Genomic DNA, 20,796 nt, shown 5'->3' with positions numbered 1-20,796 from the left:
GCACCTAACCCTGCGGTACGCACGCCTGCGCCACGGCCTTGGTGCCGCGGCCGAGCAGGCTGATCAACCCACAAGGCAGGCTGCCCCGCCATTGCAGGTAGTCATGCCCCGCCGGGAACTCCACCTGTTCCACGGGGTAGCCCTTGGCCAACAGCACATCGCGCAGGTGGCGGTTGGTGTCGACGATCTTCGGCCCTTCGAACAACCCGGATTGCAGATAGAACCGCAGCGGCTGGCGTGGTGCCTTGACGTACTCGCGGGTCAACCAGCCGGGTTCATCACCGGTCAGCGGCCACCAATACGAACCCGACATGCTCAGCACATTGCCAAACAGTTCAGGGTGCCTGAGCCCCAGGTAGGCCGATGCCAGGCCGCCATAGCTGGAGCCAGCCACCACCGTGCGCGCCGCCGGCGCCGCCACGCCCTGCGCCGCGGCCCAGGGCATCAGCTCCTCGGCCATGAAACGGGCGAACATCGGGTTGGGTGGCAGCTCGCGCTCGCGGCTGGCCCCGCTGGGGTTGGCAATGATGATCGCCGCGGTAGGCGGTATCAGGCCATCGGCGATCAGGTTGTCGAGCATCGTCGGCGTCGGTACCTGGCGGGTGTAGGCATGGGCGTCGAACAACACCATCACGGCCTGGTCCGCCTTGCCGGCACGCCAGCCGGCGGGACGATAGAGATAGATATCCCGTTCATTGCCCAATAGCACACTGGCCAGGCGCTTGCGCTCGACGCTGCCGCGCGCCACATCGTCGCGGCGTGCAACCCATGGTTGCGGCGCGGCATCCGGCAACTCCAGACGTGAACGCGACAACCACGGATCGCCGCTGGCATCGGCGAAACCCTTCGGATTGAGTGGGTCGCGGCGAGTGGTGGCCAGGATCATCCGGCGGTCATCCGAGGCCGGCACATCGGGCGCCATCTGGTAGCTGAGGCGGCTGCTCGCCGGCACCTCGAAGCTGCGGTACCAGACATCGCTCTGGGCGAGTCGCAGCAACGGTTCATGATTGCCCGTTGGCGCCCCGAATACCCGCACGTTCTCCCGCGCGCCACGCCAGAGGAAGGTCACCAAGCGCTGCCCGGGCTGCCCGGGCACAGCCTCGACCATCGGCGTGCCGGCCTCGGCCCGTGCCTTCCAGAACGCCTCGGTGCCCGCGCCCGACGCCAGTTGTTGCGCCAACGCCCGCAATGCCGGGCTGCGCAATGGCTCGGCTGGGCGAGCTTGTTCGGCCTGCGACACGACCTGTTCCAGACGCAAGACGAAGCGTGCCTCTGGCCGAGTCGGCAGCGGTTCGGCACGTACGGCAAAATCACCGGTTCGATCGGCGACAAACAGGAAGTCGCGGGGCAGGTCCATGCCGTCGATCAACAAGCGCAGGGGATTACCCTTGCCATCGAGCAGGCGCAGGCTGATATCGCCATCCACCTTGCCGCGAACCAGGTCGCCCGCCTTGAGGGGCAACTGCCAGGCGGGTCGGCTGGCGTTGCTGGCCTGGCCTTCGACCGCTTGCCCTATGGTCAAGGTACTGCCGTCGCTGGCCAGCGCCGGGATTGAGGCCCAGGCAACCAGGGCCAGGACACTGCTAAAGCGCTTGAGTGTTCGCATGTTCACCTCAGAAGTCGATGCTGGCGGAAAGCTTGAGGGTGCGCGGCTCGCTGACGGTGGCGTAACCGTCGTTGAACACCCCGGCCCAATAGGCGCGGTTCTCGACGTTCTCCAGGCTGGCGCGCAGGGTCACGTCCTTGCTCAGCACGCGAGTGGCATAACGCGCACCGAGGTCGTAGCGAGTCCACTGCGGAATCTTCAGATCGTTGGCGGAGTCGAGGTACTGGGAACTGCTGTGAATGCCCAGCGCGGTCAAGGTCAGGCCCTGGACCCACGGCAGGTCCCACTCGGCCCCCAGGTTGGCCGACCAGGCCGGCACCCCACGGGCGGTGTTGCCATCCATCGCGCCACTAGCAGTCTTGGTCAGCACCGCCCGGGTGTAGGTCACGCCACCGAGCAGGCGCACGCTGGGGGTGACTTCGCCGAACATGCTCCACTCCACGCCACGGTTACGCTGCTCGCCGTCGTCGCTGTAACGATTGCTGGGCTTGTCGTAGATCATGCTCGGCTTTTCGATCTGGAACAGCGCCAAGGTATGGGTGAAATCACCCAGGTCCCACTTCACCCCGGCTTCCATCTGCTTCGCGACATAGGGCGCGAACTGTTCGTCATGGTTGGCCGCATTCACGTCGGTGACAATGCCCCCCTGAGTCAGGCCCTCGATGTAGTTGGCATATAGCGACACTGGCGCGTCCCAAGGCTTGAGCACGATGCCCAGGGCCGGAGTCAGCTTGCGCTCGTCATAGGAGGGCTTGCTCAGCTTCTGTCGCACCCGTTGCGCGCGCACGCCCAAGGTCAACAGCACGCGCTCGTCGAGAAAGCCCAAAGTATCGGCCACGGCGAAGCTCGACAGGGTGTTGTCGCCGGTCTTGGTGCTGCTGCCGTGGTCGGCGGCGATGATCGCCTTGCCCGGATGATAGATATTGGTGGTGTATTCCTTGCCGGTCACGGTCGGCGCGCGCCCGATGTCCTGGTGCAGCAGCGTGGTGCTGAGCACTAGCTGGTGGCTGACCGGACCGGTCATGAAGTTGCCACGCAAACCGGCCTCGGTGGACAGGCTGTGGGTGTAGCCGGCCTGGTTGTAGGTTTCGCCAGAGGCGGTGCCATCGGCCTTGGTCACCACCACCCGGGTGCCGTTGAGGAAACCGTCGTAGCGGGTGCGTGCGCCGCCGACGCTGGCGTAGGCGCTCCAGTTGTCATCCAGCTGGTACTCGCCACGCACCACCACGGCCTTGCTGATCTGCTTGGCGTGGATGCCTTCGAGGATGTTGGTGTCGGGTTTAGGCGCCCGGGTGACCTGCTTGAGCTTGGAGAAACCGGCCATCATCGGGCTGCCATTGTCGAGCGTTTCATGGCTTTCGTAGGCGTCCAGCTCGAGCTTGAAATCGTCGCCCCGATAGTCCAGCCCCAATGACGCCAGGGTCCGGTCCTTGGACTGCTCGTTCACGCCGGTGTCGCCACTGCCGTACACGCCGTTGAAGCGCACGCCGAAACGGCCATCGGCGAAACGCCGGCCAATATCGATGTGCTCGGCCACATAGCCGTCGGACACATAGCTGGTGGTCAGCCGGGTCAACGGCGCCTCGCCGGCGCGCTTGGGCACCAGGTTGACCACCCCGCCCACACCGCCGTTGGGCGCCATGCCATTGAGCAGCGCGCCCGGGCCCTTGAGTACCTCGACCCGCTCGAGGAATTCGGTCGGCACGTGGCCATCGGGAGCCAGGCCGTACAGGCCGCCCAACGCCAGTTCGGTGGAGTCCAGGGCGTAGCCACGGATCATGAAGTTCTCGTAGGCATGCCCTTCACCGGTGCTGAAACGGATCGACGGGTCATTGCGCAACACTGCGCCGACCGTGCCGCTCTGCTGGTTCTCGATGGTCTTGGCGGTGTAGGCGGTGACGCTGAACGGGGTATCCATGAGGTCGCGGTTGCCGAGCATGCCGACGCGCGCGCCGCGGGCCACCTGGCCACCGCTATAGCTCTCCGGCAGGTCGCTGTTGAAGCCGGCGGCATTGACCGTGGTCGCGCCCAGGGTCAGCGCACCGTCATCGCCGGGGCCGCGCAGGATGATCACGCCATTCTCCTCCACCGCCACCAGCTCGCTGCCGGCCAATAGCAGGCGCAGGGCCTGCAGCACGGTGTAGCGGCCGTGCAGGGCCGGCGCGCTGCGCCCTGCCAACAGACGGCTGTCGGCGGCGATCGCCACACCCGATTCATGCGCCAGGGCATGCACCATGGCTTCCAGCGACTGGCCTGGCAGGTCGAGGCTCAGCGGCTGGCTGTCGGCCAGTGCCAGGCTGCTGCCGCCCAGGGCGCAGGCCAAAGCCAGGCGCCGCAGAGTGCCGGGGAAACGGGAGGATAACGACGACATGATCAGTCCTTGCGAGAGGTGGGTTCACAGCTGAAGACGCGGCAGCGGCGGTTTACCCCTCAAACCTGTTTCAACCCACAGGAGCCGCCTCAATTGCGTACAAATCGCCGCAACCCCGCCTGCTCGAACAACCTGACCGGCAGGATGGACGGCAATGCCTCGAGTAACACCTGGGGCCGATCGCTCGGAAAACTGCCGGTCAGACGCAAATCCGCCACACCTGGGTCGACCTCGATGGCAGGTGTGACATAGGCGTTGAGCTCGGCGATCACCTCATCCAAACGTTGATCGGTGAACGACCACCAGCCGCGTTGCCAGTGCGCCAGGTCCGGGCCATAGGCACCGCCACCGCGCAGGCTGCCAAGGCGCCCATCGGCGTCCAGGCAAATACGCTCGCCGGCGCGCAACAGCTGCTCGCCACCTTGCAGGTCCCGCACCTGCACCCGCCCCCGGGCCACCGCTACTTGCACCCGACCACCGCGATCACTGACGGTGAACGCGGTGCCGAGCACTTCCACGCTGCCCAGCCGGGTGCTGACCAGGAATGAACGCCAGCGCTCATGAGCCACGTCGAAATAGACATGGCCATGCAGCAGCAGCACCTGGCGCCGGAGATGATCGAAACGCACCCGCAGGTTGCTTTCGGCCGCCACCTGCAACTGGCTGCCATCGGCCAGCGGCAAGGCTTGCGGCGCTTGCCCGTGGCCGGTCTGCAGGTCTTGCTGGTACGCCGCGGTACGCTGGAACATCCAGCCCAGCCAGCCCCCCGCGGCCAGCAGCACGGCCAGCGCGCCGCCCTGGCGCAGCACGCGCCGGCGCCCAGGGTCGAAGGCCTGCGGCTGCACCGCGCCACGCAATTGCGGTACCAGGCGATGCACCAATTGCCAGCGCTGCTCGGCCTCCTGCCAGGCCCTTTCATGCTCGGCACTCTTGCCGCGCCAGCGCTGGACCAGCCCCTGGGTCTTGCCGACACGCTCGGGGTCCTCGCCGTGCAAGGCCGCCAGGTAGACCAACGCCTGCCGTACCTTGCGCGGCGCCACCGGCTCAGTCATGGCGAGCGGCCAGGCGCAGCTCGGACAAGTCGAACACGGCCCGGGCGATATGCAGCTCGACCGACTTGGCCGACAGCCCCAGTGCCTCGCACACTTCGCGATGGCTATGGCCATGCAGGCGCACGCGAACGAATACCTCGCGGCGCAAGCGCGGCATGCGCTCGATGCGCGCAATCAGGTGCTGCAGCTGTTCGCGGGCGATCATGATCGCCTCCACGCTCGGGCTGAACGGCTCGGCGCGCACCAGCCAGTCTTCCAGTGCCGCCAGCTCGGTGGTACGCCGCCGGTATTGGTCGATGCACAGGTTGCGCGCGGCCTGGAACAGCAAGGCACGGGCGTTGATCACCGGCGCATTGAGCGCATGGGCATAAGCCTGGGCGAAACTCGACTGGGCGATATCGGCGGCGTCGTCGGGGTTGCGCAGGCGGCCGCCGAGGTAGCGCCGCAGGTCGCTGTAGTGAGCCAGGAGATCATCGACGATGGCCTGGAACGCCGGCTGGGCGTTCCAGGGGGTGGAAAGGCTTGTCATTGCGGGTGACTGTGCGAGACCGTTAATAGGAATTCCTATCATTCTCACACATGTCGTCGAGCCATCGCCAGCAGCTCAGTAACCCAGCTTGTGCAGCAACTGCCCTTCGTTCTGGGGGACGGGCCGGCCATAGAAGCGCATCAGTTCGCCGGCGCGGTTGGTGAAGATGCCATCCACACCGGCCTTCATCGCCTTGCCGTAGTCCACCGCTTCGTCGAGGGTGTACACATGCACCAGCAGCCCTTTGTCGTGGCTGGCCTGGTTCATCCATGGCTGGATCAGGTCGGAATAACTCTGCTCACCCAGGTGGGTGCGCACCGCCGAAGGACCGGTGCCGATGGCGCCGTCGGCCTTGGCGTAGTCCAGCCAGCGCTCGAACTCGGCAGGGTCCTTGGGTTGCTGGCGGGCGTAGAAGGCCGACTTGTCCTGCTCGCCGGAGTCACTGAAGTCCTGCCCGGAGGCCGGCTCGATGCTGCCCTTGGCAACCCACAGCAGGAGAATCTTCGGTACCTGCGGCATGGCTTGGTGCAGCAGCTTGAGGCTGTTGCGATCGAAGGTCTGCAGCACCACCTGCCCCGGTTTGTCGAGCCAGCCGCGGGCTTCGAGGCGTTTTTTCAGGTCCTGCTCGATACCGGGAAACTGCGCCGGTTCCTTGGTCTCGATGTACAGGCCGGGATGACGCTCGGGGTTGCCTTCGGCGATATCGATCACCTCGTCCAGGGTGAGGATGCGTTGCTGCTTGAAGGCGTCTCGGGCTCGCTCGGGATAGGCCTTGTTGAACCAGCTGCCGGCATCCAGCGCCTTGAGTTCGGCCAGGGTGAAGGCACTGACCGGGCTGGACTTGCGCTCGGGATAGCGCTCGGCGACATCGCTGGTACGCCCCAGCACATCGTCGTGGACCACCACCAGCACACCATCGCGGGTGCGTTGCAGGTCCATTTCCAGGTAGTCGGCGCCCAGCTCGCGGGCCAGCAGGTAGGCCGGCGTGGTGGATTCCGGGGCATCAAAGGAAGCGCCGCGGTGAGCAATCACCGCCGGGTGGGGGATGCCTTGGGCGCGGGCCAGCGCCTGACCGTCGGCGGCCTGGGCAGTGGAGGTCGCCAGCAACGTGGCCAGCAGGAAGGATTTGTACATTCAGGTAGTCCTTTGCAAATCAAGACCGGCCCTGGCTGGGGCCGGCGGGGTCAACGGGGCAATCCTTGAGCGCGCAAGCCTCGCACACTCTGCATGACATGCTAAAGTCCCCGGCGTTTTCCGCCTCACCCAACGGACCACCCATGCCCGCACTCGACGCCCACCTGCCCACCTGGGCCGACCTCAACCAGCGCCACCCCAGCACTGCCCTGCTCCTGGGCAACGGTGCCAGCCGGGCGCTGTGGAAGCCCTTCGGCTACTTCTCACTGTACGAGCAGGCCCAGCAGGTACGGCACAAGGGCCTGGGGGTGAGTGACCAGGCGCTGTTCAAGGCCGTGGGCAGCGAGCTGTTCGAACCACTGCTGAGCAGCCTGAACACCACCGTGCGGACCAACGCGGCCCTGGCGATCAACTCCACCGCGCCGCTCAACCGCTATTACTCGATCAAGGAAGCGTTGATCCATGCGGTGCGCGCCGTGCACCTGCCCTGGCCGCTGTTCGATGCCAGTGCCCGCGCCGCCATCAACCAGGCCTTGCGTCAGTACCGCAACGTCTACACCAGCAACTACGACCTGATCCTGCCCTGGGCCGTGGCGGACAACCCGGAGGGTTTCGCCAGCCTGTTCGACGAGCAAGGGTTCTTCGACGTACGCCGCACCGCCAGTGAAGGCACCCGCATCCTGCACCTGCATGGCGGCATGCACCTGCTCAAGCTACCCGATGGCAGCACCCGCCAACGCAGCGCGGCGCAGGCCGAACTGCTCGAAGGCTTTGCCGTGAACATTCCCGGCGAAGTGCCGCTGTTCATCAACGAAAGCCGCAGCGAAGACAAGCTGCGCGCCATCCGCCACTCCGACTACCTGGCCTGGAGCCTCGGCGAACTGGCCCGCGAGCAAGGCAGCCTGTGCCTGTTCGGTCAGCACCTGGACAGCAGCGACCAGCACCTGCTCGATGCCATCCGCCAGGCACGCCCGCGGCACCTGACGATCGCCATCCGTCCATTGAGCGAGGCGTCGATCATCAACCAGAAACAGCACTTCATCGACCGTTTCGGCGATCTCGAGCAGATTTCGCTGCACTTCTTCGACGCCTCCAGCCATCCAATGGGCCTGGCGGAACTGGCGATCAGCGTCCCAGCCGCGTTCAATCGTCGGCACTGACGCACGCACTTTGCAAATGTAAATAATTCTCGATAAGATCCGCACCCTTTCCTCAAGGCCAGCCCCGGAAAGCGTGCATGCAACGCCCAAAACCCGACCCAGTCGCCCACGGTTTCTACGCCGACATCCTGCATTTCCTGCGCAAGCGCATGGACAATGCCAGCGATGCCGCGGACATGACCCAGGACGTGTTCGCCCAATGGCTGGGCTACCGCGACCGGGCCAAGGTCGAGCAACCCCGGGCGTTCCTGTTCCAGGTGGCGCGCAACCTGCTTAGCGACCACTGGCGGCGGCAGAAGGTACGCCAGGCGCAGTTGACCGACGACAGCCTGGCCGAAGCACACGCGCCCACCGCCAGCGATCCGCTGGACCACGCCCAGCAACAGCAGCGGCTGAATCAATTGCGCCAGGTACTCGACGAACTCTCGCCGCGACGGCGCGAAGCCCTTATGCTGCACCGTTTCGAAGGCCTGACCCAGGCCCAGATCGCAGCACGCATGAACATTTCCGTCAGCATGGTCGAGAAGCACATCGCCGCCGCCCTGCTGCAATGCAAGCAACGCCTGGACAGTGACACCGGCACGGAGCAGTCCCCATGACCCCCACCGACGCGCGCGACCCACGCCCGATCGACGCCCAGGCGGCGAGCTGGTTCAGCCGCAACCGCAACCATCCAACGCGGGACGAGCGCAAGGCATTCAGCCAGTGGATGCAGACAGCGGAACACGCGCATGCCTACCGCCAGTTCGAGCAGTTGTGGGACGACCTGGCCGCGCTCAAGCAAGCCAATCGTCCGCTACCCTTGCCCGTGCGCCGGGCGCCGCGCTGGCGACCGGCCCTGGCGACGGCGGCGGCCATGCTGTGCGCGTTGCTGGTTGGCAACCTGGGGGCCGGCAGCGCCACCGTCGATGAGCGCATCGCCGCGAGCCCGAGCCTGCGCACGCTGCAATTGCCCGATGGCAGTGTGCTGACCGTCAACGCACAGACTCGCCTGCGCCTGGCGTTCGATGCCGAGCGACGGCTGATCCACCTCGACCATGGCCAGTTGTACATCGAAGTTGCCCCCGACAAGGAACGCCCGCTGTTCGTCGATGCCGGCGCTGGTCGCGTGCGCGTGGTCGGCACCGGCTTCGACCTGCGTCGGGGCGAGCGGGAACTGGTGGTCGGTGTCACCCACGGCCAGGTGGCGTTCGAAACCCCCGGCGAACGCCACCCACCGCTGCTGCTTGGCGCCCACCAGGGCGCCACCTATGACCTGGCCCGCGGCACCCTGACCCGCCAGGAACTGGGCGAACAGCCAGTGGCCGACTGGCGCGAGGGGCATGTGAGCTTTCGCAATCGCGAACTGGCCAGCCTGATCGACGAAGTCGGCCTGTACCGCCAGCACCCCGTGCTGCTGGCCGACCCGGCGCTGGGTCGCTACAAGGTGTCCGGCAACCTCGATGTGCATGACCCCGATGCCCTGCTCAATGCCCTGCCGGCGCTGCTGCCGGTCAAGACCACGCTGCTTGCCGACGGGCGCTTGCGCATCGAACGGCGCTGAGGCGCGTGACGCCACGCCCGATAATCTTGAGAATTTTTATCATTCGCAGGTGAGGTTTTTTCGCAAGCACGCGTCTTCCTCCCCGCCTGCCCCGTGATGGCAGGCATTTTTCCGGCCTTTTGCCGTTTGGGGGAAACCATGTTGTTCGCGTTGCGTCCTTTGCACTGCCTGCCTGTCCGACCCACCCTGCTTGCCCTGTGCCTGTCCGTGAGCCTGGCCGCCGAAGCCGCGCCGGTTGCGTTCGACCTGCCGGCCCAGTCGCTGGCACGCTCGCTGAGCCAGCTGGCCCAGCAGGCCAAGGTGCAACTGCTGTTCGACGAAGCACTGCTCGGCAGCACCCAGGCACCGGCGCTGCAGGGCGACTTCGAGGCCGAGGCGGCCATTACCCGCCTGTTGCTGGGCAGCCGCTTCAACGTGGTGCGCATGGGCAATACCTACGTGGTGCGCCTGCGCGACAACGACCCGGTGGCCGACAACAGCCTGCAACTGGGCGCGGTAAGCATCGTCGGTGATGGCCTGCAGGTCGACCCCAGCAACGTCGGACGCTCGACCCTCAACCAGGAACAGATCGATCGCTACCAACCGAGCAACATCCCCAGCGTGCTGGCCACCCTGCCCGGGGTGAACATGGGCGGTTCGTCCAAGCCCGGCGGCCAGACCATCAACATCTGGGGCATGGGCGACGCCGAAGACGTGCCGATGACCGTCGACGGCGCGCCCAAGAGCGGCTTCGAGCGCTACCAGCAAGGCACCATCTTCATCGAGCCGGAGTTGATCAAGTACATCGAGGTCGAGAAAGGCCCGCACTCGGTCAAGACCGGCAACGGTGGCCTCGGCGGCAGCGTGCACATGGAAACCAAGGATGCCACCGACCTGTTGCAGGAAGGCCGCAACAGTGGCGCGATGCTCAAGTACGGTTACGCCAGCAACGACCACCAGCAGGTCTACAGCTCGGCCGTGTTCGGCCGCAGCGACGACGGGCGCATCGATGGCCTGGCCTACTTCACCAAGCGCGACGGTGGCGACCTGAAGATGGCCGACAAACTGCCCGATCCGACCAACAGCTGGCCGATCAACCCGCAGCGCCTGCCCAACAGTGCCCTGGACCTGGAAGGCGCGCTGCTCAAGACCAACATCCACTTCACCGACGAGCACAGCCTGGGCTTTTCCTGGTCGCGCTCGGAGAGCGAACGCTGGGCCACCTTCGCCTCCACCGCCTATTCGGTGCCGCCCTCGGCGGCGAACATCCAGAAGTACGGTTACGCCGACGCCCTCAAGCGCTTCCTGGCCAACCGCACCACCGTCGATACCACCTGGTCGGCCACCTACAAGTACCAACCGATCGAAAACCCGTGGGTGGACCTGCAGGTGAAGTACTCGGAGTCTGACACCCGGCAAACCGATGAACGCAATGCCAACGCGGTGCTGCAACCGTCCACGGGCGGGCGGCGGATGGACACCGAGTACCAGGACCGCATGCTCGATGTGAGCAACACCAGCACCTTCCTCACCGGGCCACTGGAGCACGCGCTCACCACCGGCGTGCAGATCCGCCGCCACGATCGCGACACGCAGATGTGGATGCCCGGCAAGTCCTATGAAATCCCCCGCTACAACTACGGCCACTACCAGCCGTACTTCATGCCCAGCGGCAAGGTCGACAGCCAGGGCTACTACGTGCAGGACGCCATCACCCTGGGCGACCTGACCATCACCCCGTCGCTGCGCTACGACCATGTCACCAACGAGGGCAAGCCCAACCAGGCGCCGTACTACAACAACCCGGCCGCTGGCCACGACTACAGCGCCAAGACCTACACCGGCTGGTCGCCGCGCCTGTCGCTGTTCTGGAAGATGAACGAGCAGACCGTGCTGTTCGCCGACTACAGCAAGACCTGGCGCGCCCCGGTGCTGGACGAGCAGTATGAAGTACAGGGCATCGGCAGCCGCACCGCCAGCAGCCGCAACCTCGACCCCGAACGCATCGTCGGCCTGCGTGCCGGCAGCATCAGCACCTTTGCCGATGTCTTCACCCAGGGCGACAGTGCGCAGATCCGCACCACGCTGTTCCGCAACAAGGTCAGCGACGAAATCTTCAAGGCCACCGGCATCGGCTGCCAGCAGCAGATGGTCACTGGCGGCAACATCGACAAGACCTGCGGCAAGGGCCTGATGGGCAACTACCGCAATATCGGTGACGTGGTGTACAAGGGCTTCGAGATCGAAACCTTCTATGACTCCACCTACCTGTTCGGCGCCATCTCCTACGCCTGGATGGAAGGCCGTCACGAAGGTGCCTACACCAACCCCTGGGGGCCGGACGTCTGGGCCAAGGATGTGCCGGCACCGAAATGGATCACCACGCTGGGGGTCAAGATTCCTGCCTGGGATGCCCGTGTAGGCTGGACCGCGCAGTTCGTCGGCGCCACCAAGCACCTGCCCAGCGACAAGTATTTTGAGGGGCCGGCCAGTGCCCTGGGCGACCGCTACTACGACAACTTCGGCAATGACCGCTACGACATCCACGGCCTGTTCGCCAACTGGAAGCCTCAGCAGCCCTACTTGAAGGGGACCGAAGTCAACCTGACGGTGGACAACCTGTTCAACAAAGCCGTGCGTCCGGAGTTGTCTGGGGAAAATGCCTTTACCGTCGGGCGCAATGCCAAGATCAGCGTGACCCGGTTCTTCTGAACCAGCCAGGCGACGCGGCAAGGGACTGCACCGCGTGCCTGGTCAGTCGCTTGCGCCGCCAACACGCTCTTGTGCCCTGGCGACATTCACCTGCATTGCACTGGATGCCACATCGAAAACCGCCTGGACGACCGCGTGGGTACCACGCGCCTGCATCCAGGCGAGGATATCGGCCAAGTGCCAGAGCGACAGGCTGCCGTCATGCACCGGTGCCGGGAAGGTGCTCGGGTGAGTGAGCATGAGTTTGCGCATGTTCTGCCGCGATACCCCCACCACCTCTGCCACATCGGTGAGGCCGACCAGGTCAGGGCTCGCTTCGATCAGCTGGGCCTGCGGCAAGGCCCGCCGAACATCCGCCAGGGCACTGTGCAGTGCCTCCTGCGCCGTCGCCCCCTCACGGGCAAAGGCCAGGGCCAGGCGGCCCGGCTGGCCGATGCCAACCACGGCGTCGTCACAACCGGCCTCGGCCAGGCGCTCGATCAGCGCATCGATGTCTTGGGGGCCGGACAATTGATACTTGAGGGTGAATTCGTATTCCATCAGATGCGCTCCGCTGGCTGGTTGACGATCCCGCGAGTCGACGTGCAGTTGTCGACGATCCGGCGCAACTGCCGGGCAAAGGTGCCTGGGTTTCGCGGCGTACTCCACACACTGGTGATGCAGAACTCGCCACAACGGCATTCGCGGTCGTTATTGGGGCAGTAGATGCGCCCCCAGCAATGGCCTCCCCGAACCACCACCTTCCAGCCCTGTGCCTCGGCATGGGTCAGGGTTTGCTCAACTTCCTTGTTGGGATGGATAGGACGGGCCATCGGCTGTGCTCCAGTATGGATGTCAGGACAAGGTTGTCAAGTGACAACCCAGGTAGCGCCGACAGGCGTCATCCCGAACCAGCCTAGGCCCTGGCGCAACGCATCCCAGTCCATGCAGACGTCTTGGGAAAGATCCTATAAAGAGAAGGGCAAAACCGCGCAACCAGGCGCCTTACCCGGCAATCAACCCATCCGCCCGCAGCAGGCTTTCCAGACAATGCTCCTGCACCCCGTAGAACGCCTTGAGCTGGCTGATCTTCTCCAGCAAGGCAGCGTTGTCCTGGGGCTGGCGCCGCTTCACCGCCAGAATCATCTTGTTCTTGTTGGTGTGTTCCAACGAAATGAACTCGAAGACTTTGGTCTCGTACCCACAGGCCTCCAGGTACAGCGCGCGCAGGCTGTCAGTCAGCATCTCGGCCTGCTGCCCCAGGTGCAGGCCGTACTGCAGCATCGGCTGGAGCAGGCCAGGGCTGTGCAACTGCGGGCGGATCTGCTTATGGCAGCACGGCGAGCACATGATGATCGCGGCGTTGCAGCGAATGCCGGTATGGATGGCATAGTCGGTGGCGATGTCGCAGGCATGCAGGGCGATCATCACCTCAATGGCCTCGGGTACCACGCTGCGCACATCGCCGCATTCGAACACCAGGCCCGGATGCTCCAGGCGCGCGGTGGCGGCATTGCACAGCTCGACCATGTCCGGGCGCAGTTCGACGCCGGTTACCTGTGCCTCGCGCCCAAGGCTGTTGCGCAGGTAGTCGTGCATGGCGAAGGTCAGGTAGCCCTTGCCCGAACCGAAATCGGCCACCCGCAGCAGTTGGTCAGCCGCCACCGGCGCACCGGCCAGGGCGTGGTCGAAGACTTCGATGAACTTGTTGATCTGTTTCCACTTGCGTGACATCGACGGGATCAGCGCGCCCTGCGCATCGGTCACGCCAAGGTCACGCAGAAACGGCCGCGACAGCTCCAGGTAGCGTTTCTTCTCGCGGTCGTGCGCGGCAGGCGCCGCTGCGCGCGGGGCCTGCTGAGACAGGTGGTGACGCAGCATCGGCTTGCCCTTCTTGCTGAACTCCAGCTGCACCTCGCCCTCGGTGATGAACAGGTGGGCATTGCGAAAGCTCTGCGGCAATAGCTCTGCAATCAACGCCTGGGCTTGTTGCAGCGGCAGGTTGCGGGTGATGTCGCGGGTCTGGTGGCGATAGACCAGTTGCAGGCACGGCTCGCCCTTGATCTGCACCGGTTTGGCGATGATGCGTTGCAGGCTCTGGTCTGCGCCGACATGGCGGGCCAGGACCAGCTTGGTCAGGCTGCCATCGGCCAGGGCGTCAGCCAGCTGGCGCAAAAACTGGGCACGCGCGTCCGGCGCGGTGGGGGCGGTCGATGAGGAAGACATGTAAACGGGTGCCTCGGAATGCGGAGGGCGCGATGCGCAATGCCGCGCATTCTACGTCGATGACGGCCCATCGCGAAGGTTTTCGCGATGGGCGCCTGTCAGTCGAGAATGACCAGGCGATTGGGCAACTCGTTGCGCGCATGGGTCGGCGGTACGTGCTCGCTGAGCAATTCACCACAGGCTTCGATGCATTCGACGAAGCCCTGCAGGGTATGCCCCTGGCGCACCTGCTCGGCGAACCGGGCGACGATCGCCGCCCGTGCCTGCTTGGGCAGGTGCCGGTCGATGCCCTCGTCGACCAGGATCTCCACATGCCGCTCGGCTTCACTGACGAAGATCAGCACCCCGGTGGCGCCAGCGGTGCGCTGCAGGTTGAGTTCCAGAAACTGCTGGCGGGCAAGCCCGGAAGCGCGTCGCCGGCGCAGCACCGACGGCACCACCCAGGCAGCCAGGCGCGGCTGGCGCAACACCAGGCACAAACCGATGAAGGTGAGCATCTGCGCCAGCAGCAGGCCGTTGACACCGATCCCGCCCAAGCACAGGTGCAGCAGGCCCGGCACCAGCAAGGCCAACAGCGCGGCCCACAGTAGAGGCAAATAGGGGAAGTCATCGGCGCGGCGCGCCAGCACGGTGACCAGCTCCGCATCGGTGCGCCGCTCGGCGCGCGCGATCGCCTCGGCGATCTGGCGCTGTTCGTATTCGGTCATGCCATCGTCTCTCGAGCGTTCTTATCGTTGTTATCCCGGCACTCGGGTGGGCGAGAGTGTATCTCAACAAGCGGCTCATATAAGGCATAATCCGCGACTGCTCCGGATCATGGACGAATGATCCGGCATACACCCGGCGGACTCTACAACAACGAACGTAGGAAACGTCTCGAAAACCGCTTTCACACGACAACGGAACTGATGATGAAACTGTCTTTGCTGGGCCTGGCCATGGGCCTTGCCAGTCAGGCGGCCCTTGCCGCCCCCTCCGCCCCGCCCCTGCAAGACAAGCAGGCGTTCATCGATCACCTGGTCGGCCAGATGACCGAGGCCGAGAAAATCGGCCAGCTGCGCCTGATCAGCATCGGCCCCGAGATGCCGCGCGAGAAGATCCGCGAGGAAATCGCCGCCGGTCGCATCGGTGGCACCTTCAACTCGCGCACCGCCCCCGAGAACCGGCCGATGCAGGACGCCGCCATGCGCAGCCGCCTGAAGATCCCGATGTTCTTCGCCTACGACACCATCCACGGCGAGCGCACCATCTTCCCGATCAGCCTGGGCCTGGCCGCCACCTGGGACATGGACGCCATCGCCAAGGTCGGCCGCACATCGGCCATCGAGGCCGCCGCCGACTCGCTGGACATGACCTTCGCGCCAATGGTCGACATCGCCCGCGACCCACGCTGGGGCCGTACCAGTGAAGGCTTCGGCGAAGATACCTACCTGACCTCGAAGATCGGCCAGGTGATGGTCAAGTCGTTCCAGGGCTCGAGCCCGGCCAACGCCGACAGCATCATGGCCATCGTCAAGCACTTCGCCCTGTATGGCGCGGTGGAGGGCGGACGCGACTACAACACGGTCGACATGAGCCTGCCGAAGATGTACAACGACTACCTGCCGCCCTACCGCGCCGCGCTCGACGCCGGTGCCGGCGGGGTGATGGTGGCATTGAACTCGATCAACGGCGTGCCGGCCACCTCCAACACCTGGCTGATGAACGACCTGCTACGCAAGGAGTGGGGCTTCAAGGGCGTGACCATCAGCGACCACGGCGCCATCCAGGAACTGATCCGCCATGGCGTCGCCCGTGATGGCCGCGAGGCCGCCAAGCTGGCGATCAAGGCCGGTATCGACATGAGCATGAACGACACCCTCTATGGCGAGGAACTGCCAGGCTTGCTCAAGTCCGGCGAGGTCACCCAGGCCGAACTGGACCAGGCCGTGCGCGAAGTGTTGGGCGCCAAGTACGACATGGGCCTGTTCAAGGACCCGTACGTACGTATTCCCAAGCCGCAAACCGACCTCAAGGACTACTACGGCAACGACCGCCTGCACCGCGAGGCCGCCCGTGATGTGGCCCGCCGCAGCCTGGTACTGCTGGAAAACCGCGAACAGACCCTGCCATTGAAGAAAGCCGGCACCATCGCCCTGGTCGGCCCACTGGCCGACGCGCCAATCGACATGATGGGCAGCTGGGCCGCCGATGGCCGTCCGGAACATTCGGTGACTGTGCGCGAAGGGCTGGCCCGCGCCGTCGCCGGCAAGGCCAAGGTGGTCTATGCCAAAGGCTCGAACGTCACCGGCGACAAGGCGATGTTCGACTACCTGAACTTCCTCAACTTCGCCGCGCCAGAAATCATCAACGACCCGCGCCCGGCCGCGGTGCTGCTCGACGAAGCGCTCAAGGCCGCGCAGCAGGCCGACGTGGTGGTGGCCGTGGTCGGCGAGTCCCGTGGCATGTCCCACGAGTCCTCGAGCCGCACGACCCTGGAAATCCCGGCCGTGCAGCGCGACCTGATCAAGGCGCTCAAGGCCACCGGCAAGCCGCTGGTGCTGGTGCTGATGAACGGCCGCCCGCTGTCGATCGCCTGGGAGCGCGAACAGGCCGATGCCATCCTGGAAACCTGGTTCAGCGGCACCGAAGGTGGCAACGCCATCGCCGACGTGCTGTTCGGCGACTACAACCCGTCCGGGCGTCTGGCCATCACCTTCCCGCGTTCGGTCGGGCAGATCCCGATGTACTACAACCATATGCGCATCGGCCGACCGTTCACCCCAGGCAAGCCGGGCAACTACACCTCGCAGTACTTCGAGGAGCCCAACGGCCCGCTGTACCCGTTCGGCTACGGCCTGAGCTACACCCAGTTCGAGCTCTCCGGGCTGAAGCTTTCGGAGGCGAAGCTGGCGCGCGGCGGCAAGCTGCAAGCCAAGGTGACGGTGAAGAACAGCGGCAAGCGTGATGGCGAGACCGTGGTGCAGCTGTACATCCAGGACCAGAGCGCATCGATGAGCCGCCCAGTGAAAGAGCTGAAGAACTTCCAGAAATTGATGCTCAAGGCCGGCGAGTCGCGAACCTTGACCTTCGACATCAGCGAGGAAGACCTGAAGTTCTACAATGGCCAGCTGCAGCACGTCGCCGAGCCGGGCCAGTTCAACGTCCAGGTCGGCCTCGACTCGCAAGCGGTGCAGCAGCAGAGCTTCGAGCTGCGTTAAGCCGGTTCGGCCCCTTCGCGGGCAAGCCCGCTCCCACAGAGTCATGCATGTCCCCTGTGGGAGCGGGCTTGCCCGCGAAGGGGCCGGCACAGACAACCGAGATCCCGGATCCGCTCCATGCCCTCATCCTTCCGTGCCCTGCGCCTGGGTCTGATCATCCTGCTGATCCTGGTCGGCACCACCCTCAGCGCCGGCTGGGCCATGCACCAGGCCAAGCGCCAGGCCATGGAAACCGACGCCCGGCGCGCCAGCCAGCAACTGGGCCTGTACGCCAACGCCCTGCATACCTTGATCGAGCGCTACCGCGCCCTGCCCGCCGTGCTGGCGCTGGACCCGGAGCTGATCGCCGCCCTGCGCGGCCCGGTCACCGAGCAGGTGCAGGACGCCCTCAACCGCAAGCTCGAGCGCATCAATGGCGCCGCCAATTCCTCGACCCTCGAGCTGCTCGACCGCACCGGCCTGGCCATCGCCGCCAGCAACTGGCGCCTGCCAACCACCTATGTGGGCTCCAACTACGGTTTTCGCCCCTATTTCAAGCAGACCCGCAGCCAGGGCAGTGGCCGCTTCTACGCGGTCGGCGTGACCAGCGGCGTGCCGGGCTACTTCCTGTCCAGCGCGGTGAACGACGAACACGGCCGCTTCCTCGGCGCCATGGTGGTCAAGCTGGAGTTCCCCGAACTTGAACGCGAGTGGCGCCAAGGCAGCGATATCCTGCTGGTCAGCGACGCCCGCGGCATCACCTTCATCGCCAACCAGGACGGCTGGCGCTATCGCGAACTGCAACCACTGAGCGGTGTCGACCGCGCCGAACTGGCCGAAACCCGCCAGTACGACAAACAACCCCTGGTCCCCCTGCAGCACCAGGCCCTGACCCGCTTCGCCGACAACAGCCACCTGACCCGCGTGCAGGGGCCCGACGGCAGCGCCGAGTACCTCTGGGAAAGCCTGCCCCTGGAAGCCGAGGGCTGGACCCTGCACCTGCTGCGCAAGCCCCAGGTCGCCGAGGACGGGCGCAATGCCGCCCTGGCCGCCGCCGCGATCTGGTTGAGCCTGGTGTTCGCCGTGCTGTTCGTCAGCCAGCGCCTGCGCCTGGCCCGCCTGCGCCAGCGCAGCCGCGAACAGCTCAAGGGCCTGGTCGAGGAACGCACCCGTGAGTTGCGCACCGCCCAGGAAGGCCTGGTGCAGTCGGCCAAGCTGGCGGCGCTGGGGCAGATGTCGGCAGCCCTGGCCCACGAAATCAACCAGCCGCTGACCACCCAGCGCATGCAGCTGGAAACCTTGCGCCTGCTGCTCGACCACGGCCGCCACGACGAGGCGCGCCAGGCCCTGGAGCCGCTGGAGCAGATGCTCACGCGCATGGCCGCGCTCACCGGCCACCTGAAGACCTTCGCCCGCAACAGCCCCGGCGGTCTGCGCGAGCGCATGGACCTGGCCACCGTGGTCGACCAGGCCCTGCACCTGCTCGATGCGCGCATCCGTGCCGAAGGCGTCGAAGTGGCCCTGTACCTGGCACGCCCGGCCTGGGTGCGCGGCGACGCGATCCGCCTGGAGCAGGTGCTGATCAACCTGCTGCGCAACGCCCTCGACGCCATGACCGACAAGCGCTACAAACGTCTGGAGATCCGCATCGAGGCCGATGGCGCGCAGTGGCGCCTGAGCGTGCTCGACTCAGGCGGTGGCATTCTCGAGAGCGACCTGGCCAAGGTCTTCGACCCGTTCTTCACCACCAAGCCGGTCGGCGAAGGGCTGGGCCTGGGCCTGGCCATCTCCTATGGCATCGTCACCGATGCCGGCGGCTGCCTGCGGGTGGATAACCTGCCGGGCGGCGCGCGCTTCAGCCTGACCCTGCCTCGCGACCTGGAGCCTGCATGTTGAATTCAGTGATCGTCGTCGATGACGAAGCCAGTATCCGCAGCGCGGTGGAGCAGTGGCTGAGCCTGTCGGGCTTCAGCGTGCAACTGTTCGCCCGTGGCGAGGACTGCCTGGCGCAGTTGCCCCGTGATTTTCCCGGGGTGGTGCTGAGCGATGTGCGCATGCCGGGCCTGTCGGGCATGCAGTTGCTCGAACGCCTGCGCCAGATCGACCCCGACCTGCCGGTGATCCTGCTCACCGGCCACGGCGACGTGCCGATGGCCGTGGAGGCCATGCGCAACGGCGCCTACGACTTCCTGGAAAAGCCCTTCACCCCGCAACACCTGATGGGCAGCCTTGGCCGTGCCCTGGAAAAGCGCCAACTGGTGCTGGAAAACCGCCGCCTGCACGAACAGGCCGACCTCAAGGCGCAGCTGGAAAGCACCTTGCTGGGCATGTCCCAGGGCCTGCAACAGCTGCGCCGCCAGGTGCTGGAGCTGGCCAGCCTGCCGGTCAATGTGCTGATCCGCGGCGAGACCGGTAGCGGCAAGGAGCGCGTGGCCCGCTGCCTGCACGATTTCGGCCCGCGCGCCGACAAGCCGTTCGTCGCCCTCAACTGCGCGGCGATCCCCGAGAGCTTGTTCGAAGCCGAGCTGTTCGGCCATGAAAGCGGTGCCTTCACCGGCGCCCAAGGCAAACGCATCGGCAAGCTGGAGTACGCCAATGGCGGCACGCTGTTCCTTGACGAGATCGAAAGCATGCCGCTGGCCCAGCAGGCCAAGTTGCTGCGGGTGATCCAGGAGCACAAGCTGGAACGCCTTGGGGCCAACCAGAGCATCGAGGTGGACCTGCGGATCATCGCCGCGACCAAGCCCGACCTGCTCGAGGAGGCCCGCGCCGGGCGTTTCCGCGAGGACCTGGCCTATCGCCTGAACGTCGCCGAGTTGCGCCTGGCGCCGCTGCGCGAGCGGCGCGAAGACATCCCTCTGCTGTTCGAACACTTCGCCCGCGCCAGCGCCGAACGCCTGGGCCGCAGCGCACCGGCGGTGAGCGGCGCGCAGCTGGCGCAACTACTGGGCCATGATTGGCCGGGCAATGTGCGCGAGCTGGCCAACGCTGCCGAACGCCATGCCCTGGGGCTGGATTCGCCGAACCTGGCCACAGCGTCAGAGGCTCACTCACTGGCCGGGCAGATGGAAGCGTTCGAGGCCCAGTGCCTGCGCGCGGCCTTGCGCCAGCACAAGGGCGAGATCAAGGCGGTGATGGAAACGCTGCAACTGCCGCGACGCACGCTGAACGAGAAGATGCAGCGGCATGGGCTGGTACGCGAGGACTTTCTCGGCGACTGAGTAAGCGGATTTCCGCCTACTCAACAGGCTGGATGAGCGGGATTTCGCCTATTCATACCATCATTGCCGGGGCTGCGCTGCAGCCCTTCGCCTACAAGGCCGGCG

At 65.6% G+C, this 20,796-nt stretch carries 16 protein-coding genes; 7 read left to right on the top strand and 9 right to left on the bottom strand.

Going from position 1 to position 20,796, the window contains the following annotated elements:
• Positions 1–4: 4 nt before the first annotated feature.
• The 5 genes from HU772_RS05300 to HU772_RS05280 all read right to left on the bottom strand — a co-directional run bounded on the left by HU772_RS05300 (position 5) and on the right by HU772_RS05280 (position 6,692).
• Positions 5–1,606 carry an alpha/beta hydrolase-fold protein gene (locus HU772_RS05300; protein ID WP_186659236.1) on the bottom strand — a complete coding sequence of 534 codons (1,602 nt, stop codon included), beginning with the start codon at positions 1,604–1,606 and terminating at the stop codon, positions 5–7.
• A gap of 7 nt (positions 1,607–1,613) precedes the next feature.
• Positions 1,614–3,977: a TonB-dependent receptor gene (locus HU772_RS05295; protein ID WP_186659238.1), complete on the bottom strand. Its 2,364-nt coding sequence runs from the start codon at positions 3,975–3,977 to the stop codon at positions 1,614–1,616.
• An 89-nt stretch (positions 3,978–4,066) separates the two neighbouring features.
• The gene (locus HU772_RS05290) at positions 4,067–5,029 is read right to left on the bottom strand and encodes a FecR family protein (protein WP_186659240.1); all 963 of its coding nucleotides are present in this window, start codon (positions 5,027–5,029) and stop codon (positions 4,067–4,069) included.
• Positions 5,022–5,558, bottom strand: a complete 537-nt coding sequence (locus HU772_RS05285; protein WP_186659242.1) for an RNA polymerase sigma factor — start codon at positions 5,556–5,558, stop codon at positions 5,022–5,024. The genes HU772_RS05290 and HU772_RS05285 overlap by 8 nt, the downstream gene beginning before the upstream one ends.
• A 75-nt stretch (positions 5,559–5,633) precedes the next feature.
• A complete protein-coding gene (locus HU772_RS05280; protein WP_186659245.1) occupies positions 5,634–6,692 on the bottom strand; it encodes a glycerophosphodiester phosphodiesterase family protein in 1,059 nt (352 codons plus the stop codon).
• Positions 6,693–6,835: 143 nt separating this feature from the next.
• On the opposite strand from HU772_RS05280, the gene HU772_RS05275 reads away from it, so the two are divergent.
• From HU772_RS05275 to HU772_RS05260, 4 genes are all read left to right on the top strand, one after another.
• Entirely contained in the window at positions 6,836–7,852 is a 1,017-nt protein-coding gene (locus HU772_RS05275) for a DUF4917 family protein (RefSeq protein ID WP_186659247.1), read from the top strand.
• A gap of 77 nt (positions 7,853–7,929) precedes the next feature.
• Positions 7,930–8,451 carry an RNA polymerase sigma factor gene (locus HU772_RS05270; protein WP_186659249.1) on the top strand — a complete coding sequence of 174 codons (522 nt, stop codon included), beginning with the start codon at positions 7,930–7,932 and terminating at the stop codon, positions 8,449–8,451.
• A complete protein-coding gene (locus HU772_RS05265; protein WP_186659252.1) occupies positions 8,448–9,395 on the top strand; it encodes a FecR family protein in 948 nt (315 codons plus the stop codon). The genes HU772_RS05270 and HU772_RS05265 overlap by 4 nt, the downstream gene beginning before the upstream one ends.
• 138 nt (positions 9,396–9,533) lie before the next feature.
• Positions 9,534–12,086 (top strand): TonB-dependent receptor, encoded by a 2,553-nt coding sequence (locus HU772_RS05260; protein ID WP_186659254.1) that lies wholly within the window; start codon positions 9,534–9,536, stop codon positions 12,084–12,086.
• A gap of 42 nt (positions 12,087–12,128) precedes the next feature.
• On the opposite strand, the gene HU772_RS05255 is transcribed toward HU772_RS05260, so the two are convergent.
• From HU772_RS05255 to HU772_RS05240, 4 genes are all read right to left on the bottom strand, one after another.
• A complete protein-coding gene (locus HU772_RS05255) occupies positions 12,129–12,626 on the bottom strand; it encodes a helix-turn-helix transcriptional regulator (protein ID WP_186659257.1) in 498 nt (165 codons plus the stop codon).
• Positions 12,626–12,898: a hypothetical protein gene (locus HU772_RS05250; protein ID WP_186659260.1), complete on the bottom strand. Its 273-nt coding sequence runs from the start codon at positions 12,896–12,898 to the stop codon at positions 12,626–12,628. The genes HU772_RS05255 and HU772_RS05250 overlap by 1 nt, the downstream gene beginning before the upstream one ends.
• 172 nt (positions 12,899–13,070) lie before the next feature.
• Positions 13,071–14,291, bottom strand: a complete 1,221-nt coding sequence (locus tag HU772_RS05245) for a class I SAM-dependent methyltransferase (RefSeq protein ID WP_186659262.1) — start codon at positions 14,289–14,291, stop codon at positions 13,071–13,073.
• 98 nt (positions 14,292–14,389) lie between these two features.
• Positions 14,390–14,998 carry a TPM domain-containing protein gene (locus HU772_RS05240; RefSeq protein ID WP_186659264.1) on the bottom strand — a complete coding sequence of 203 codons (609 nt, stop codon included), beginning with the start codon at positions 14,996–14,998 and terminating at the stop codon, positions 14,390–14,392.
• A gap of 201 nt (positions 14,999–15,199) precedes the next feature.
• Between HU772_RS05240 and bglX the strand changes: the two genes are divergently transcribed.
• The 3 genes from bglX (at position 15,200) to HU772_RS05225 (ending at position 20,691) form a co-directional block, all read left to right on the top strand.
• Complete coding sequence (gene bglX / locus HU772_RS05235) at positions 15,200–17,491, top strand: beta-glucosidase BglX (RefSeq protein ID WP_186659266.1); 2,292 nt, start codon at positions 15,200–15,202, stop codon at positions 17,489–17,491.
• A 117-nt stretch (positions 17,492–17,608) separates the two neighbouring features.
• Positions 17,609–19,366: a sensor histidine kinase gene (locus HU772_RS05230; protein WP_186659268.1), complete on the top strand. Its 1,758-nt coding sequence runs from the start codon at positions 17,609–17,611 to the stop codon at positions 19,364–19,366.
• Complete coding sequence (locus tag HU772_RS05225) at positions 19,360–20,691, top strand: sigma-54-dependent transcriptional regulator (RefSeq protein ID WP_186659269.1); 1,332 nt, start codon at positions 19,360–19,362, stop codon at positions 20,689–20,691. Before HU772_RS05230 ends, HU772_RS05225 begins: the two co-directional genes overlap by 7 nt.
• The last annotated feature ends 105 nt before the right edge of the window (positions 20,692–20,796 follow it).

Origin of the sequence: Pseudomonas xantholysinigenes (genome assembly GCF_014268885.2) — a bacterium.
Taxonomy (GTDB): Bacteria; Pseudomonadota; Gammaproteobacteria; order Pseudomonadales; family Pseudomonadaceae; genus Aquipseudomonas; species Aquipseudomonas xantholysinigenes.
Note: the sequence above shows the minus strand (reverse complement) of the source record. Positions and strands in the feature narration are given on the sequence as shown.

Bases quoted from the DNA above. Each gene is read 5' to 3' on its own strand.
- HU772_RS05290 (WP_186659240.1), bottom strand. From the start codon at position 5,029: ATGACTGAGCCGGTGGCGCCGCGCAAGGTACGGCAGGCGTTGGTCTAC.
- HU772_RS05300 (WP_186659236.1), bottom strand. From the start codon at position 1,606: ATGCGAACACTCAAGCGCTTTAGCAGTGTCCTGGCCCTGGTTGCCTGG.
- HU772_RS05275 (WP_186659247.1), top strand. From the start codon at position 6,836: ATGCCCGCACTCGACGCCCACCTGCCCACCTGGGCCGACCTCAACCAG.
- HU772_RS05245 (WP_186659262.1), bottom strand. From the start codon at position 14,291: ATGTCTTCCTCATCGACCGCCCCCACCGCGCCGGACGCGCGTGCCCAG.
- HU772_RS05240 (WP_186659264.1), bottom strand. From the start codon at position 14,998: ATGACCGAATACGAACAGCGCCAGATCGCCGAGGCGATCGCGCGCGCC.
- HU772_RS05270 (WP_186659249.1), top strand. From the start codon at position 7,930: ATGCAACGCCCAAAACCCGACCCAGTCGCCCACGGTTTCTACGCCGAC.
- HU772_RS05255 (WP_186659257.1), bottom strand. From the start codon at position 12,626: ATGGAATACGAATTCACCCTCAAGTATCAATTGTCCGGCCCCCAAGAC.
- HU772_RS05230 (WP_186659268.1), top strand. From the start codon at position 17,609: ATGCCCTCATCCTTCCGTGCCCTGCGCCTGGGTCTGATCATCCTGCTG.
- HU772_RS05280 (WP_186659245.1), bottom strand. From the start codon at position 6,692: ATGTACAAATCCTTCCTGCTGGCCACGTTGCTGGCGACCTCCACTGCC.
- HU772_RS05285 (WP_186659242.1), bottom strand. From the start codon at position 5,558: ATGACAAGCCTTTCCACCCCCTGGAACGCCCAGCCGGCGTTCCAGGCC.
- HU772_RS05265 (WP_186659252.1), top strand. From the start codon at position 8,448: ATGACCCCCACCGACGCGCGCGACCCACGCCCGATCGACGCCCAGGCG.
- HU772_RS05225 (WP_186659269.1), top strand. From the start codon at position 19,360: ATGTTGAATTCAGTGATCGTCGTCGATGACGAAGCCAGTATCCGCAGC.
- bglX (WP_186659266.1), top strand. From the start codon at position 15,200: ATGATGAAACTGTCTTTGCTGGGCCTGGCCATGGGCCTTGCCAGTCAG.
- HU772_RS05295 (WP_186659238.1), bottom strand. From the start codon at position 3,977: ATGTCGTCGTTATCCTCCCGTTTCCCCGGCACTCTGCGGCGCCTGGCT.
- HU772_RS05250 (WP_186659260.1), bottom strand. From the start codon at position 12,898: ATGGCCCGTCCTATCCATCCCAACAAGGAAGTTGAGCAAACCCTGACC.
- HU772_RS05260 (WP_186659254.1), top strand. From the start codon at position 9,534: ATGTTGTTCGCGTTGCGTCCTTTGCACTGCCTGCCTGTCCGACCCACC.